Source organism: Streptomyces sp. Edi4 (assembly GCF_040253615.1).
Taxonomy (GTDB): Bacteria; Actinomycetota; Actinomycetes; order Streptomycetales; family Streptomycetaceae; genus Streptomyces.
The window spans coordinates 5,280,210-5,295,382 of sequence record NZ_JBEJGY010000004.1 but is presented as its reverse complement, the minus strand read 5'-3'; the positions used below and the strand labels follow the sequence as shown (position 1 = coordinate 5,295,382).

18 protein-coding genes are annotated in these 15,173 nt (G+C 70.2%); 1 reads left to right on the top strand and 17 read right to left on the bottom strand.

The genetic code is table 11. The features are described 5' to 3' along the window. Positions 1 to 161: 161 nt before the first annotated feature. On the bottom strand, positions 162 to 1,688 hold the full coding sequence (locus ABR738_RS26200) for a DUF2079 domain-containing protein (protein ID WP_350232400.1): 1,527 nt from the start codon (positions 1,686 to 1,688) through the stop codon (positions 162 to 164). A gap of 11 nt (positions 1,689 to 1,699) precedes the next feature. Beyond that, positions 1,700 to 2,503 carry a class I SAM-dependent methyltransferase gene (locus tag ABR738_RS26195; protein ID WP_350232399.1) on the bottom strand — a complete coding sequence of 268 codons (804 nt, stop codon included), beginning with the start codon at positions 2,501 to 2,503 and terminating at the stop codon, positions 1,700 to 1,702. Positions 2,504 to 2,549: 46 nt separating this feature from the next. Here ABR738_RS26195 and ABR738_RS26190 point away from each other — a divergent pair, with 46 nt between their 5' ends. Beyond that, positions 2,550 to 2,942: a DUF192 domain-containing protein gene (locus ABR738_RS26190; RefSeq protein ID WP_350232398.1), complete on the top strand. Its 393-nt coding sequence runs from the start codon at positions 2,550 to 2,552 to the stop codon at positions 2,940 to 2,942. On the opposite strand, the gene ABR738_RS26185 is transcribed toward ABR738_RS26190, so the two are convergent. The 15 genes from ABR738_RS26185 to ABR738_RS26115 all read right to left on the bottom strand — a co-directional run bounded on the left by ABR738_RS26185 (position 2,932) and on the right by ABR738_RS26115 (position 15,138). Beyond that, the gene (locus ABR738_RS26185; protein ID WP_350232397.1) at positions 2,932 to 3,687 is read right to left on the bottom strand and encodes a hypothetical protein; all 756 of its coding nucleotides are present in this window, start codon (positions 3,685 to 3,687) and stop codon (positions 2,932 to 2,934) included. The genes ABR738_RS26190 and ABR738_RS26185 overlap by 11 nt on opposite strands. A 227-nt stretch (positions 3,688 to 3,914) precedes the next feature. Further along, positions 3,915 to 4,391, bottom strand: a complete 477-nt coding sequence (locus ABR738_RS26180) for a hypothetical protein (protein ID WP_350232396.1) — start codon at positions 4,389 to 4,391, stop codon at positions 3,915 to 3,917. A gap of 99 nt (positions 4,392 to 4,490) precedes the next feature. Beyond that, on the bottom strand, positions 4,491 to 5,048 hold the full coding sequence (locus ABR738_RS26175) for an alpha/beta hydrolase (protein ID WP_350234752.1): 558 nt from the start codon (positions 5,046 to 5,048) through the stop codon (positions 4,491 to 4,493). Continuing rightward, the gene (locus tag ABR738_RS26170; protein WP_350232395.1) at positions 4,961 to 6,277 is read right to left on the bottom strand and encodes a hypothetical protein; all 1,317 of its coding nucleotides are present in this window, start codon (positions 6,275 to 6,277) and stop codon (positions 4,961 to 4,963) included. The genes ABR738_RS26175 and ABR738_RS26170 overlap by 88 nt, the downstream gene beginning before the upstream one ends. 116 nt (positions 6,278 to 6,393) lie before the next feature. Beyond that, positions 6,394 to 6,714: a hypothetical protein gene (locus ABR738_RS26165; protein WP_350232394.1), complete on the bottom strand. Its 321-nt coding sequence runs from the start codon at positions 6,712 to 6,714 to the stop codon at positions 6,394 to 6,396. Positions 6,715 to 6,949: 235 nt separating this feature from the next. Next, the gene (locus ABR738_RS26160; protein ID WP_350232393.1) at positions 6,950 to 7,570 is read right to left on the bottom strand and encodes an OmpA family protein; all 621 of its coding nucleotides are present in this window, start codon (positions 7,568 to 7,570) and stop codon (positions 6,950 to 6,952) included. A gap of 7 nt (positions 7,571 to 7,577) precedes the next feature. Next, positions 7,578 to 8,135 carry a hypothetical protein gene (locus ABR738_RS26155; RefSeq protein ID WP_350232392.1) on the bottom strand — a complete coding sequence of 186 codons (558 nt, stop codon included), beginning with the start codon at positions 8,133 to 8,135 and terminating at the stop codon, positions 7,578 to 7,580. Between the two features lie 69 nt (positions 8,136 to 8,204). Next, positions 8,205 to 8,801, bottom strand: a complete 597-nt coding sequence (locus ABR738_RS26150; protein ID WP_502964143.1) for a pilus assembly protein TadG-related protein — start codon at positions 8,799 to 8,801, stop codon at positions 8,205 to 8,207. 50 nt (positions 8,802 to 8,851) lie between these two features. Continuing rightward, complete coding sequence (locus ABR738_RS26145; RefSeq protein WP_502964142.1) at positions 8,852 to 9,136, bottom strand: hypothetical protein; 285 nt, start codon at positions 9,134 to 9,136, stop codon at positions 8,852 to 8,854. A gap of 83 nt (positions 9,137 to 9,219) precedes the next feature. Further along, positions 9,220 to 10,026, bottom strand: coding sequence for a response regulator (locus ABR738_RS26140; protein WP_350232391.1), 807 nt, complete (start codon positions 10,024 to 10,026; stop codon positions 9,220 to 9,222). A gap of 122 nt (positions 10,027 to 10,148) precedes the next feature. Then, entirely contained in the window at positions 10,149 to 11,429 is a 1,281-nt protein-coding gene (locus ABR738_RS26135; RefSeq protein ID WP_350232390.1) for a sensor histidine kinase, read from the bottom strand. A gap of 35 nt (positions 11,430 to 11,464) precedes the next feature. Further along, entirely contained in the window at positions 11,465 to 12,358 is an 894-nt protein-coding gene (locus ABR738_RS26130; protein WP_350232389.1) for a DUF5936 domain-containing protein, read from the bottom strand. A 91-nt stretch (positions 12,359 to 12,449) separates the two neighbouring features. Then, positions 12,450 to 13,385, bottom strand: coding sequence for a type II secretion system F family protein (locus ABR738_RS26125; RefSeq protein ID WP_350232388.1), 936 nt, complete (start codon positions 13,383 to 13,385; stop codon positions 12,450 to 12,452). A gap of 60 nt (positions 13,386 to 13,445) precedes the next feature. Beyond that, positions 13,446 to 14,783 (bottom strand): TadA family conjugal transfer-associated ATPase, encoded by a 1,338-nt coding sequence (locus ABR738_RS26120; RefSeq protein WP_350232387.1) that lies wholly within the window; start codon positions 14,781 to 14,783, stop codon positions 13,446 to 13,448. A gap of 25 nt (positions 14,784 to 14,808) precedes the next feature. Beyond that, positions 14,809 to 15,138 carry a hypothetical protein gene (locus ABR738_RS26115; protein WP_350232386.1) on the bottom strand — a complete coding sequence of 110 codons (330 nt, stop codon included), beginning with the start codon at positions 15,136 to 15,138 and terminating at the stop codon, positions 14,809 to 14,811. Positions 15,139 to 15,173 lie beyond the last annotated feature (35 nt).

Sequence of the window (15,173 nt, the reverse complement as noted above, 5' to 3'; positions counted from 1 at the left end):
TCGGGCTTGACCGTCCAGGTCAGAGGGGTCGCGGGGGCGCGGGAAGCCGCTGAGGGACGCGAGAAGGCGGCGCGATCGCCCTCCGGGTGTGCTTCACCCCACTGGCGCACCGGGGAGCGCGCGCCGTGACCGTACGGCGTCAGCGCGTGCACAGCGGGCGCTCAGGTCCGCCGGCGCAGCAGCGAGACACCGTCCGCCTGCGCCACCCGCACATACCCGTATCGGGCGAGCGCGAGGGCGTACTCGCGTTCCTGCCGCTCGGCCGGGTAGGGCCAGGCGCCGGGCGGATAGGGCCAGGACTGCGGGGGCCGGCGGTCGTAGGCGATCCACCGCGCGGTGGGGCGCGGGATGGCGCGGTCCGTGGAGTACAGCTTCCCCTCGACCGGGAAGGTCGGGAAAAGGACGACCGTGGCGCGTGAAGTCAGTTGCGGGGCAAGGCGGTTGGAGGCCGCGACGCTCGCGCCGTCCGGCACGCGCCGCAGGATGTCGCGCACCGCGAGCACGTGCGGGTCGGTGCGCCAGGTGGAGCGGTGGGCGAGCTGGGCGAGCGGGAAGGACGGTACGAGGACGAGCGTGACGGCGGCGACCGTCGCGAGCGAGGCCCGCACATGCCGCCGGGCGAGCGGATCGCCGGCGGCGGCGTAGGGCCGCAGCGCGTCGATGAGGGCCGCGAACACGATGGGCATCAGGACGGCGGAGTAGTGGAAGGCGGTGCCCCAGTGGAAGGCGTTGGCGGACAGCATCCGCCAGCCGAGCGTGGGCACTGCGACCAGGGCCAGCGGTGAGCGCAGGGCGATGAGCGCGGCGGGGGCGAAGACCAGGACGAGGGTGGTCGCCTTGACCTCGGGGCGCACCGCGTCCAGCGGCGCGAGCAGCAGCGTGACGAGCGGCGCGTGGTGGGCGGGCGCGAGGTTGGCGGCGTGCGCGTAGCCGCCGGAGGGGTTGAAGAACGGCAGCACCACGGTGAACGTGAGCGCGCTGCCCGCCAGGCCCAGCGCGAGGGCGGCCAGGCCGAGCCGGCGCGGTCCTCGCCAGGCCACGTACGCCCCGATCGCGGCCAGCGTGAGCCCCAGGTCCTCCTTGACCAGGAGCAGTGGCGCGGCCCAGGCGAGCGCGCGCCGCCAGTTGCGGCGGGCCAGCGCCTCGAGCGCCCAGGAGACCAGCGGGACCGCGAAGCACACCTCGTGGAAGTCGAAGCCGACCGCCGACGCGATGCCCCAGCTCAGCCCGTATCCGAGGGCCACGACATGGGCGGCGCGCCGGCCGATGACCCGGGTGGCCTGTCGGGCGAGCGGCACCACGGCGAGCGCGAGCAGCGCGGCCTGGGCCAGGAGCAGCGTGTACGGGGAGGGGGCGAGGCGGTAGAGAGGGGCGAGGACGGCGAGCACGGGGTGGAAGTGGTCACCCAGGAGGTTGAAGCCGTCGCCGCGCAGGGGGGCGATCGGCGCGTCCAGATGGGCGTAGGCGCGGACCGCCTGCTCGAAGATGCCGAGGTCGTAGCCGGTGGTGCGGACCAGGGCCTGGCGGCGCGCGGAGACGGTCGCGTACAGCGGGAACAGGGCGCAGGCCCACCCCCACCACAGGAGGGCGGGCCGGCCGGCGCGTACGCGCGCGATACGGGAGCTGACGGGTGCGGGCGTGATCGGTCGCGCGCCCCGCCCCACTCTTTGATCGGCGATTGTCCCCATATGCCCCGATGCTAGGCAGCGCGTGTGGGCCGCAGCGGTTTCCGTGCCTCGATGAGGAACCGTGTCGTGTGGGCGACGAAGGGGCCCTCGGTACGGATCTGCTCGTCCAGCGCCTTCAGCTGGTCGCGGTACTCCTCGACGGTGAAGCCCGGCACCATCCAGATCACCTTGCGCAGGAAGTAGACGACGGCGCCGATGTCGTTGAACTCCGTACGCAGCTTCTCCAGACGCAGATCGACGACTTCGAGCCCCGCGCTCTCCGCCTCCTTGCGCGCCTTGCCGGGGTCGCGCCCGCCGCGCACCTCGGGCGGCTGCGGTCCCAGGAAGTACTCGACGAGCTCGAACACGCTGGCCGGGCCCACCTGTTGGGAGAAGTACGTGCCGCCCGGGGAGAGGACGCGGGCGATCTCGGACCACCAGGTGGTGACGGGGTGGCGGCTGACGACGAGGTCGAAGGCGCCGTCGGCGAACGGCAGCGGCGGCTTGTCCTCGTCGGCGACGACGGCCACCCCGCGCGGGTGGAGCAGGCCGGTGGCGCGGGCGACGTTCGGCGGCCAGCCCTCCGTCGCGACGGCGAGCGGCGGCAGCTGGGGCACGGCGGCGAGGACTTCGCCGCCGCCGGTCTGGATGTCCAGGGCGGCGGTGGCCTTGGCCATCCGCCCGGCCATCGCACGGGCATATCCCCAGGACGGCCGCTCTTCCGTGGCCCGGCCGTCGAGCCAGGAGAAGTCCCAGCCGTCGACGGAGACGGACGCGGCCTCGTCGATCAGTTCCTCGAAGGGGCGGTTGTTGTGATTCCTGATGTTTCGGCCCATATCGCGGACCCTACGCGGCGGCCCCGCGAGCCACTACCGTTTATCCATGGGCCGATGGAGGGACGGGACGGGCGTGTTGCGCGTGGCGGGGGGCGCGGATGTGGGGATCGCGCTGGAGATCGCGGCGTCCTACCGCACCCGTACGCGGGGCCTGCTCGGGCGGGACGGCGTCCAGGGCGCGCTCCTGCTGACCCCGGCGAGCAGCGTGCACACCTTCCGGATGCGCTTCGCCATCGACGTCGCCCATCTGGACCGCGAGCTGCGCGTGATCGCCGTCACCACCATGCGCCCGGGCCGCCTTGGCCTGCCGCGCCCGCGAGCACGCCACGTCCTGGAGGCGGAGGCGGGGCAGATGGCGGGGTGGGGGCTTCGGCCGGGTGTCCGGCTGGTGATCGAGGCGGGCGGCCGGGAGGCAACCGGTCAGGATCTCAGGACTTGAGCTTGGCCGCCTGCGCGACGGCGAGCTGGGCGGGAATCTGGGGCGTGTCGTCCCCGGTGACGTCGACGGCGTAGTACGTCACCACGGTCGTCCCGCTGCGCACCACCTGGAAGACCATCGGCACCGGGTCGCCCTGGGCGTCGCCCATCAGCTCGTAGGCGATGGCTTCGTCACCCACTTGGGGCGTGGGCAGCTCCTTGACCGCGGTGAACGCCGACGGTTCGAGGTCGCCGCCCTTGGTGGTGAACCCGTCGGCGCACGCCTGGATGGCGGAACGCAGCCGGGGCAGCACGTCGCTCGCGCCGGAGGGGTGGGCGCCCAGCACCTCGGTGACGACGGTCTGGTCGGCCTGGCCGTCCTCGCTCGTGTTCACCAGCCGCCGGAAGACGGTCGCGGAGGGCGCGGGCTGCGGGGTGCCGTTGATGACGGAGACAAACGGCATGCAGGCGGGCTTCGAGGTCCGGGAGCTGCCGGTGGGGACGCCGCCTTCGAGGGGTTCGGCCGCGAAGTCCTTGACGTCACCGGTCACGAGCGCGGCCGCGGCCAGCTGATCCCCGCTGAGCGCCCCGGCGGCCGCCGCGGTCCGCGGGGTGGCACTGGTACCCGGCGCGGCCCCGGTCTCCCGGACCGCGCCCCCCGCCCCCTCGGCCCCCGCCCCACCGGGCCCACAGGAGGCCGCACCCACGAGCGCGACAAGACACACCCCGACCGTCGCCGCACGGCTCCGTAGCAGCCTTGGCTTCATACCCAGCACCGTAACAACGACTCCTGTGGATTGGCTGGGTCCTGCCCCGCCCAGTCCCGCTCGACGAAAACCGGTGACACCCGATGTGTCCCGGATACCCGGTCCGGAGCGCGACCAACGCCGACTTCGGAGCCGGGTTGGACGGGACAGACCGGTGGCGCTGCGGCCGGGCCGGCCAGGGGGAAGCCGGACGCCGGGGGTCGAACCGTTCCGGACGAGTCGTCGGGTCAGAACTCCTGGTCCAGCTTGGTCCCCTCGGGGGCGCGGAAGCAGCCCGATGTCACGGTCACCAGGATGAGCGGGTTGGATTCCTGACCGGCTGCCGGGCTGGACACCACCAGTTCTGCATTGATCGAGTAGCGGTCCTTCGTCGAATCAGCGGTCAGTTCGAGAGTCTTCGCCTTGCTCTTGTTCGGACCGTATTCGACGATTTTCCATCCGCGCTCGGGCAGTTTCTCGCGAAGCCGCTGAAATCCGTCCTTCAGCACCTCTTCGGAGGAGACAGCGTAGACGGACCACGGGTGGTTGGCCCGGTACAGATGACGCGGGTCTTCCGCGCACGGGGCGATACCCGGCCCGGGTTCCGTCACCTTCCCCTCCTTGATTCCGATCATTTCGAGGATCTGGCTGGACACACCGCTGGTCCTCTCGCGCGCCTTTGCCACGGACAGGGTCTCCGGGGTGTCGGCGGGGTCGTTGTTCACGTCGTCAGCACATCCTGTCGCAAAAAGTAGGACGCCGAGAAAGAGCGGCAGAGCGCTCGCGGCACGCCTGCGGATCCTCGGGCCGGTGCGGCTCAGCATCTAATCGTCTTCCTCTACGCGGTTGTAGCGGCCCACTACGACCCATGCCTGATTCTTCAACGACTGCGAGTCCTGGTTCCAGTAGTCGCTGTGCCCGCTCGTGTCGACATCCATGCGATGCGCTCCGAACGATTCGTCAGAGGGGATCGACTGGATGTACCCGGCGTCGTAAGGGATTCCGTTCCACGTGTTGACGCCCCACTTCCATCCCGCGAGAAAGTCTCTGCCCAGGAAGGGGACGGGATCGGATCTGGCGGCCTCGGACCACACATGATTCTTACCCACATCGAGCTCGTCGGCCGAGCCGACGAGCACTCCCGGACTACCGACCGTCACGACGTCGTCCGCTGCCAGATCGTGTTTCATCGCGGCGGCACCAATCACGGTCGATCCGTAACTATGGCCGATGACGGTGGTGTGGCTCTTGTCCGATCCGCCCTGGGCCGCTTGCAGTCCGTCCAGGAAAGCATTCAGCTTGGGGGCCCCGGCGTAGGCGTAGTCGTCGGACGTCGCATCAGAAACGAGTCCTTGCGGAGCGTCATAGCCGAGCCACGTGATGGTGGCTGTCGTCTCCCCCGGGGCCTGGGCTTGTGCCTGCTGCCACAAGCGGGTCGCCCGATTGATGTTTCCGCCGATCCCCGCGAGGTTCGAGGGGTCGTCCCAGGCACGTAGACGGCAGTGTGGTCGGCCGTGTCGGGGTTGCCGTTGGCGACGATGGCGTGACCGATGCCCTGGTTGTCGAAGCCCAGGAGGTACGCCTGCGGCAAACCTGACTTGCCGTTCTCCCCCGGCATGCCGCTTGCATCGAATCGAGCCTGTATGGCATCCATACCCGCGAGCTGCTTCTTGAGCGGACCGCCATTCTTGTCCCACATGCTCCACAGGGGGTTGATCACCGGTCCGGCTGTGGTCTGCGTGGTCTTCTGCGGCTCCGGACCGAGCTTGGCCAGATCGATCTGCACCTGAGCGTGTGCTTCAGCCAGCACCATACGGTTGGAGGTGTCTCGCGCGACGGCAGGCAGGCCATCGAGAGCACCCACCTCAGCTGGATACAGCGTGGCGTACTCGTCGCGTTGCTCGTCGGTCAGGCCGTCCCACCATGCCTTGTTCTCTGCCGGTGTCTTGCCGCGCGGAATATCGTCCCTGTGGACGACTCCTCCCGCCGCCTTCTGCACAGCGTCCAGGTCCTGGCCGGCATCGGCGAGCATCTCCTTGGTGACGTCCAGGCCGGCGGGGGCTTTGAGTTTGCGCAGTACACCCGCGTAGCGGCTGTCGATGTCGTTGGCTTCGCTGACAGCGGTGGAAATGCGCTCGGCTATATCCTCGGCCTTACCCTTGTTGGCGTTGCCCTGCCCTTCACCCTTGCCAGGCAGTAAGGGGAAGGGTGCACCCGGAGTGGCCTTGCCTGCGCCTAGCAGGAGAGGCGCAGAGTTGGGGTACGTCACCGACCCGTCCGCGTTCACTGTGAAGCCCAGCGAGTGTGCGTCTTCGAGAGCTTGCTTCAACTTCCTTTGCGGGGCGCAGAGTTCCACGGCGAGTGCGTGCAGCGCGGTGCGTATCAATCCACACTCGCTGTGCAGGTACTGGTAGTTGTCACTGAGCCGGTTGAGCTGACCGACGGCCGCATCAGGGGTCTCACCGTTTTGGGTGCTGCGAACAGGAATCGACATCTCCTGGTCGACTCTGATGCGTGCGGCGTCGGCGCGATGGCTGACTTTTCCCCAGCCATCAGCGGCTTCCTCGAACTCGGTGATCTTTACGTCACGCAGTTGCTGCCAAGTGGGCATCCGGGATCACCTGGCCCAGCTGGGTTTGGTCGTGCTCGGCACAGAGGGGCCCATGTGGTCGCGGACGTCGTGGTCCACTTCGCCGAAGTGCTTGCCGGTCTTGCCCAGAGTCTCGTTCAGCCGGTCACACTCATCGCGCAGGACCCGAGCCTTGCTTCCCAGGTCGGCTGTATCTCACTCAACGCGGACGTGCAGTCGAAGCCCTCGGCACCACTGCCCAACCCGTCCTGCGACTCCTTGAGTTCAGTCAGACCGTCATGGGTGGACTTGTGAAGCTCCCTGGCCACTTCGGCCGCGCCGGCCCACGGCGTGGCGGTGATCCGCAAGTCGAACCCACCGCTCCCGGCCCCGGCTGACGGGAGCCCATTGATCTGCATACGAGTGCTGTGTCGATCGGCCGCTTGCGCCTTCAGCTGCTCCCACTCGTCCCACGGCATGCGTGGCTCCTCCCTCTCGGTCAAGCGCGACCTCGAAGGCGCGTCACCCGGTTGCGTTGGCGCCCATTGAGGCCAGCGGCATGGAGGTTAGCCGGGCAGACGGACCCAAGACGTCCGGGCGATCACTCAAGCGGTCTGAGTACCCGTACTCAGGATGTCGCAATGCGGCGGCGGCCCGGGCCCACGCTCGGGCGCCGGCACACGTATGCCGGCACACGTAGAGGGCGTCGAACGACTAACTGCCGCTCCGGGTGAAGCTGACCTCCACGCGGCGGTTCTTCTTGCGGCCGTCCTCGGTCGAGTTGTCGGAGATCGGGTACTGCTCGGCGTAGCCCCGGATTTCGAAGGTGACGTCGGGTCCGAGGGAGAGGGAGAGCGCCTTCTGCACGGCGTCCGCGCGTTCCTTCGAGAGGATCACGCCGTGTTCGTGCGTGCCGAGGTTGTCCGTGAAGCCGAAGACCCGCACGCTGGTCGCCTTCTGCTTCTTGATCTCCTCGGCGATGCCCTGGATGCGGTCGTTGCTGTCGGACGACAGGGCCGCGCTGTCCATCGCGAACAGCACCTCCGCCTGGAGCGCGAACGTCACGCTCGTGTTGGTGTCCGAGCGGCGCTCCTCACCGCCCTGGTCCTCGACGATCGACTTGATGTCCAGCACCTTGGGTGCGGCGAGCGTGCCGCCCTCGGGGAGCTTCAGGTTCGGCGAGGTCGCGTCGACCTTCATCGAGGGATCGCTCGTCGCCTCGGTGCCGGGCAGCGGGGGGCTGCTGGGCGTGTCGTCGGCGTACGCGGCGCCGGCGCCGACGGTCAGGACGAGCGCGGCGGCGAACGCTACGGCTGCGTGCCGGGTTCTGGTCATGGCGTGGTCACCCGGAGACCGGAACGGTCATGGTGGGGAAGGTGGGGAGTTGGAAGTCGACCTGCTTGGTGTCGTTGGGGGGGGCGGGGAACTGGGCGAAGACCGGCACGGTCTGGCCCGCCTTGACCCCTACGATGCCCATCGTGCAGAGGCACTTGCCGCCCGTGTCGCGCAGTACGTAATAGCGCTTCTTGCCGACCTTGTCGATCAGTGTCGCCCCCGCCACGGAGTCCCCGCTGGCCAGCACGTCCTTCTCCGTGCCGACCCAGCCGGAGGTGTCGACGAAGTTCTGCGAACCTGGGTTCTTCAGCTGACCCGACACGGTGACGAAACCGCCCGGGTCGCGCGTCACGCTGTTGATGGTGAGGACGATTCCGCCCCCGCCCGTGGCCTCCGCGAGCTTGGCCGTGGACTCGGGCTGCGGCAACGGCGCCGGTTGCCGACTCTCCGAAGAGGCCGACTTCGACTGGTTGCCGCCATCGGTCGCGCCCGGCTTGCCATCCTTGCTGTCGCCGCCGCACCCACCGACAGCCAACGCCAGCGCAACCGCCAGCGCCGCTGCCACCGCCCTCCTACGGGCTCTGCCCGCATGCCCAACGCTCATCGGTGCCTTTCCTCTGCTCGTCGCGTGCTGTCAGTCGACCAGTTTCACGGTGAAGATCTTTTCCGGATCAGGCATGGGATCGGCGGGCATGTCCTGGCCGCCACAGGTGATCGTGACGGGAGCCGAAGTGGGAGACGGCGCGGGAGTCGGCGTGGTCGTGGGCGACGGCGCGGGCCCGCTGTCGGAACCACCGCCGGTCCCGCCACCGGGCGGGAGGCTGCATCGCAGCTCGATCACGGCCGTCGCGCTGGCGGTCCCGTGCTCGTCCTCGGTGCCCGGGATCACGGATCTCCCCACGGTGTACTGGGTTCTGGTGCTCACGGTGAAAGCAAAGCGCCCGGCACCGTCGGGGCGAGAGGCGAACGCCGACAGGTCCGCATGGTTCCTGGCGGCGAACACGATGGCCTCGTCATGCGCGTCAGCGGTGACAGCGCCGTCGTTGAAGATGTCGGCGGGGCCACCGGGCGCCATGAGCGCAGCCAGAACCCTCGGACCCAGCTCTTGACGCGCACGCTGGGCCGCCGCGAGAGCCGCCGCGTCGGCGGCGCCCTGAGCACCGTTGCGCGTGGCTGACGCCTGGCCCACCGCGAAGAACGCGAACGCGAGAAAGAGCAGACCCGCCACCATCACGATGTAGATGGGGAAGGCCTGCCCTCGGTCCTGGCTCAGATCCGGGATCAGCCACCGGCCTTGATCTTGTCGATCTGCTCTTTGATCTTGTTGGTGATGGACGTCCCGATCCCGGTCGCCATGATCCCCCCGATGATCGCCACCACCACCAGAATGATCCCCAGATACTCGAACGACGTCTGCCCCCGGTCCCGCTCGCCGCAGGCGTGCCGGGAGCGGGTCCTGGCGATGGCCGTGTCCCTCCAGTCGCGCACCCGCAGCTGCGCGGCGACGGCGGTCTTCAGCAGCGTGTCCTGCGGCATGTCGCGGCTCTCCTCCGGTTGCGGCGTCACGTCGTACGTCCTCGGGAACGTACGACGGGGCCTCGGAGGGCGCCGAGGGCCCTGGGGCCCAGATCCGGGCCCAGGTGCGGTGCTTACCCACCCGACACCCCCAGCCAGCACGCGATCGCCTCGCCGCGCGTGGCGCTGTGCAGCTTGGCGAAGATGCGGTTGATGTGGTTCTTGACCGTCTTCTCACTGATGAAGCACGCGGCCGCGATTTGCTGATTGCTCATGCCCGCCGCGATCAAGTCCATCACCTCGGCCTCCCGCGAACTCAGCCTGAACGCTTCCCTGTTGCGCACGCCCGTCGCCCGTCGTGCAGTTGAAGACTGTGCCACAACCGATTGCAGTTGCGAAAGGGATGGAGCGGAAATGGCGGTTACGGACTCCGGGTCCGGCTGTTCGCGCAGGTGGGCGAGGAGCGCGTTCGCGGCCGTGGCGGTGAAGGCGGCCCTGCCCTCTCTCATCCCCCGTACCGACGCGGCCAGTTCGTCCGCCGTGAACTCGCCATGGACCAGATATCCCCCGGCGCCGAGCCGCAGCGCCGCCCGGACGATCTCGCTCTCCCGGCTGTACGTCAGCATCAGGACGGGAGCCAGCCGCACCAGGTGCGGGAGCGCGGTCAGGCCGTCGGTGCCGGGCATGCGCACATCGAGCAGGATCACGTCCGGACGGTGCCGCACCGCGGCCTCGTACGCCTCACGGCCGTCGGCGGCCTCCGCGGCCACCTCGATGTCGTGGCGCCCGTGCAGCAGCGCGGCCAGCCCCGCCCGCACGACGGGATTGTCGTCCGCGACGACGATCCGCAGCGGCCGCGCCGCGCTGCGGGCGCCCGGCTCCCGCGCCCGGCCCTGACCCGCTCCCCGCCGACCCGTGCGGTACGCGATGTCGTCCTGCATGGCGCCTCCCTTCCCGTTCGGTCCGCTCCGGTTCAGCCCGCTCCGGTTCAGCCCGTTCCGGTTCAGCCCGTTCCGGTTCAGCCCGCTCCGGGGCAGTCCGTTCCGGTTCAACCCGCCTACCGCTACGCGTGCGGGTTCTCCCGTGAAGCCCTCGGGGGCAACGGGAGTTCTACCCGCACCTCCGTTCCCGACTCCGCGCCGCCCCGGCCCACCCTGATGCGCGCACCCATCGCCGCCGCCCGCTCCACCATGCCCACCAGACCGAAGTGCCCCGTGCGTTTCAAGGCGTCCAGGGTGGTGCCCGGCGGCAGGCCCCTGCCGTTGTCCTTGACGCTCAGGCGCAGCACGGCGCCTTCGAGGCCCGGCGCGTCCGACACGCCCGCCTCCACCACCAGCTCGCTGGGGTCCGCATGCCGGTGTGCGTTGTCCATCGCCTCGTTCGCGATCGCCAGGAGCTGATGGGCCACCGTCGCCGGGACCATCGGAGCCGGGCCGCCACCGTGCGCCGCCCACCGTGCTCGCACTCCCGTTCGGCGGGTGAAGTCCGTGACGGCCGAGGCCAATTCGGCCAGGATGTCCACGTCGCCGGGCGCGCGCCGCAAGTCGCCCAGAAGCTCGCGAGATTCCGCGGCCGCCCTGCGCGCGGCCCGCGCCACCAGTTCCGCCTGCCGGCGGATCGTACGCGGATCCGAGCGGTCGGCCGAGGCGGCAAGTCCGTCGGCGGCCAGCGCCAGTCCGTGCAGGGTCTTGGCCACCGAGTCGTGCAGATCGCGGGCGAGCCGCGCCCGTTCCTCCTCCACCGCGTCGTGCACGGCGAGGCGGGCCCGGGTCTCCGTGAGGGCCTGGCTCGCGGCGCCGAAACGCAGCAGAAGGTTGCGGATCGTCACGCCGACCGCCCCCGCGATCACGCAGAACCCCGGCAGCAACAGCGCTGAGGTGTCCGCGAGTTGACGGCCAGGACCCGTCGCGTACACCAGCGCCAAGATGGCCACCTGGAGGCCCGCGAAGAGTCCCGCGCCGCGCCAGCCGTAGACCAGCCCGGCCAGCAGAGGCGTGCAGATGGTGACGTACCCGAGGGGGGACTCGGGGGTCGCGGTGATCAGGAGCAGCGCGCCGAACACAGCGTCCACGGCGAGCAGCCACGGGTGGTGGAGGAGCAGCGGACCAAAGCGCTCCCAGTCTCGGAACAGGACGTACGAGCCCATGAAGGTGACGAGGACCGCCGAGCCGACCAGCACCCCGGGCGCCCCCTTGGCGGTGCCGGCCAGCGCGAAGGGGGCGCCGATGGCGATCATCGCCAGGCGGAAGCCGAACACCTGGCGGCACATCGCCTGGAGCGCGTTGATCTGGAGGGCGAGGGTGGGGGGCGGCACGGCCGGAGCCGTCGCGCGCGGACTCGCCATGCTCAGCCTCCTTGCCGGGACAGCGAGTTGAAGGGTCACTTGGGTCCTCCGAAGAAGCCCCCGAAGTCCAGGTTCGCGCCGTACACGAAGCCCACACTGAGCAGGATCAGGGTGCCGGGCAGCAGGAACGTCGTCACGGCGAAGGTCGCCTTGGGGACGGCGCGGGCCGCCTTGCGGCGGGCGTTCTGCGCGTCGGTGCGGCGCATGTCGGCGGCGATCGCTATCAGCGTCTCGACGATGGGCGCGCCCAGTTCCTCGCCCTGCTGGAGCGCGGTCACGAACATCGCGACCTGCTCGGAGTCGTTGCGCTTGCGCAGCTCCTCGAAGGCCTGGCGGCGGCTGACGCCCATGTCCATCTGGCGCAGGGTGATGCGCAGTTCGTCCGCCCAGGGCCCCTCGTACTTGTCGGCGACGCGGTCGAGGGCCTGGCGGAAGCCGAGGCCGGCGCTGACCACGACGGCGAGTACGTCCAGGAAGTCGGGCAGGGTGCGCTCGATGTGGTCGCGGCGCACCCGGACCGCCGACCAGATGCCCGCCTCCACCCAGAACAGGGCGAAGGCCACCATCAGCACGGCGATGATCCAGTGCCCTTCGAGCAGCATGATCAGCGCGGCGGCCGTACCGAGCGCTCCGTACACCGCCCGCCGGGCCGCGTACCGGTCAAGGGTCAGGCCGCCGGGGTTGCCCGCGAGGTCGATCCGGCGGCGCTTGCGCGCGACCCGCTCGGGGCCCATCATCCGCAGCACGGCCGGCGCCCAGCGCATGCCGAGGCGGTCGACGGCCGAGCCGACGGCCGTGGTGCGGGTCGCACCGACCTTAAGGGCCACCGAGAGGTCGCTCGGAAGCTTCACCTCGGCCCGGTACACGCGGATGCCGTGGAACATCCCGTACACGCTCAGGCCCATCAGGGCCGCGAAGAGCAGTCCCATGGGTCGCTCACTCCCCTCTGTGTGGCGGATCTCTGTGTGGCGGATCTCCGTGTGGCGGATCTCCGTGTGGCGGATCGCGGATCGTGCGGGCTCATACGTCGATGCGGGACAGGCGGCGGACCACGAAGAATCCGAGGGCGTACAGGGCGATCGAGACCAGGACCGCCACCTGGCCGAGGAAGGCGCCCGTCATCCGGTCGAGCGCGCCCGGCATCACCGCGTTCAGCATGAGCAGCGCGGCCATGCCGAAGCCGGGTACGGCGTACGCGGTGACCGTCACCTGGGCCAGCGTGGTGCGTACCTCCCGCCGGGTCTCCTTGCGCTCCTCCAGGGTGGTGGTGAGGTTGCGCAGCGAGCTGACGACGGTGCCGCCCGCGCGGTTGGCGAGCACCAACGTCGTGACCAGGACGACCAGTTCGCGCGAGGGCAGCCGGTCCGCGATCTCGCCGAGGGCGTCGTCCAGGGACTCCCCGACGGCGAGCCGGTCGGTGACCCGGCCCAGCTCCTCGCCCGCCGGCGCCTCCATCTCCTCGGCCGCCATGGCGATGGCGGTGCGCAGCGCAAGGCCTGCCTGGGTGGCGTTGGCCAGGATGCGGGAGAGCTCGGGCAACTGGTTGATGAAGCGCTCGATGCGTTTCTGGCGCTGCCAGTTGAGGAAGGAGTTGGCGCCCCAGAGCGCGGCGAGGCCCGCGAGCGGGCCGAAGAAGGACGCGAGGACGGACGCGGCGATCAGCCACAGCGCGGCCACCCCCGCCAACATGTACACGAAGAATTCGCCAGGGGTCACGTCGAGGCCGGTCGCGGCCAGCTTCCGGTCGATGCGGCCGCCGAGCTTCGTGCCGCGCAGCCGGCGGTCCACGCCTTGGAACGGGCGGTGGCGCCCGGTCGCCGCCGGGGCGCCCGGGTTGCTGAGCCGGTCGATGAGGGCGTGGCGCTGGGCGCGGCCCGCCCCGTAGGAGCGCAGCCCCAGGACCGCCAGCACCCCGGCGAGGATGGTGACGCCGAGCGTGAGGAAGGAGAGGTTCATCTGCGCGTTCCCTGTCGGTCGGGGTGGGCGGGCGGCTCGATCGGCGAAGTGGGGGCGCGGTCAGGTGGCGTGGCGGACGGCGAGCTGTTCGGCGTCGGCGGCGACTCCGTACGCCTGGGGGACGGGCTGGTTGGCGAGGTAGAGGCGGTCGGCGACGCGGCGGGGCAGCGGGAAGTACCGGAAGCGGCCGTGGATGACGCCGTCGGCGGCCATGGGCTGGGCGTCGAAGCGGCAGACGGTGGTGATGCGGTACGGGTCGCGGCCGTGCGATTCGAGGAGGGCGATCTCGGTGATCTTGCGGGCGCCGTCGGCGTGCCGGGTGAGCTGGACGATGACGTCGACGGCCGAGTTGATCTGGTCGTGCAGGGCCTCGAAGGGGACCTCGACCTCCGACATCGAGGCCAGTGTCTGGAGGCGCATCAGGGCGTCCTCGGCGCTGTTGGCGTGGACGGTGGCGAGCGAGCCGTCGTGACCGGTGGACATGGCCTGGAGCATGTCGAGTGATTCGCCGCCGCGGACCTCGCCGACCACGATGCGGTCGGGGCGCATGCGCAGCGAGTTGCGGACGAGGTCGCGGATGGAGATGTGGCCCTTGCCCTCGACGTTCGGGGGCCGGGATTCCAGGCGGATCACATGGGCCTGCTGGAGCTGGAGCTCGGCGGAGTCCTCGATGGTGATGATGCGCTCGTGCGGCGGGATCAGGCCGGAGAGGGCGTTGAGGAGGGTGGTCTTGCCGGTGCCGGTGGCGCCGGACACGATGATGTTGAACCGGGCCTGCACGAGCCCGGCGAGCAGCAGCAGCATGTGCTCGTCGAGCGAGCCGAAGGTGATCATCTCCTGGAGCGTGAACGACCTCGGGAAGCGCCGGATGGTGAGCGTCGCTCCGGTCAGCGAGAGCGGCGGGATGATCACGTTGACGCGTTCGCCCGAGGGGAGCCGGGCGTCCACCATCGGGTTGGACTCGTCCACGCGGCGGTTGACGGTGGACACAATCCGCTCGATCGTCTGCATCAGCTGTTCGTGCGAGGCGAACCGTAGCGGCAGCTGCTCCACCCGGCCGCCGCGCTCCACGAAGACCTGGTCGGGCCCATTGACCATGATTTCGGTGATGGAGGCGTCTTCGAGAAGGGGCTCGAGGATGCCGAGGCCGAGCGCTTCGTCGACCACCCGGCGGATCAGCTGGGCCCGCTCGGCGGTGGACAGGACCGGTCCCTCGCGGCTGATGATGTGCCCGAGCACCCGCTCGAGGCGGGCCCGGCGCTCGGCGGCGGCCAGCGCGGACATCTCCGCGAGGTCGATCTCCTCCAGGAGCTTGGACCGGTAGGAGGCGACCAGATGGCCGTCCTCGCGCCCGGCGCCGGACTCCTCGGGGACCGCGATGCGTGCCCGCAGACTCATGTGCCTCGTCTCCAGTCGTCTCGGGTCAGGGGTGGGCGTGCAGCTTCGGCATGGTGGACGTGCGGGTGGTGGTGCCGAAGTCGTCGATGCCGGGAATGACGCTGGGAATGGTGAGGGTGACGGTGTAGGCCACCGCGTCGCCGCCGCCACCGGCGGGCGCGACCCGCGGCTTGAGCCATCCGCTGACCGCGGCCGTCCCGGCGGCCACGGGATCCAGGCGCGGCCCGCCCGGCGCCGGATCGTCGAGACTGGCCGCGCGCGCCGCCGCCCGCGCCCCCGTGCCGGCCTGGTTCGCGGCGTACGCGGCAATGCCGAGCTGGATCGCGGCGAGGCCGACGAGCAGCGCGATGGCCACGAACCCAATGTATTCCAGGGCCACTTGACCCCGGT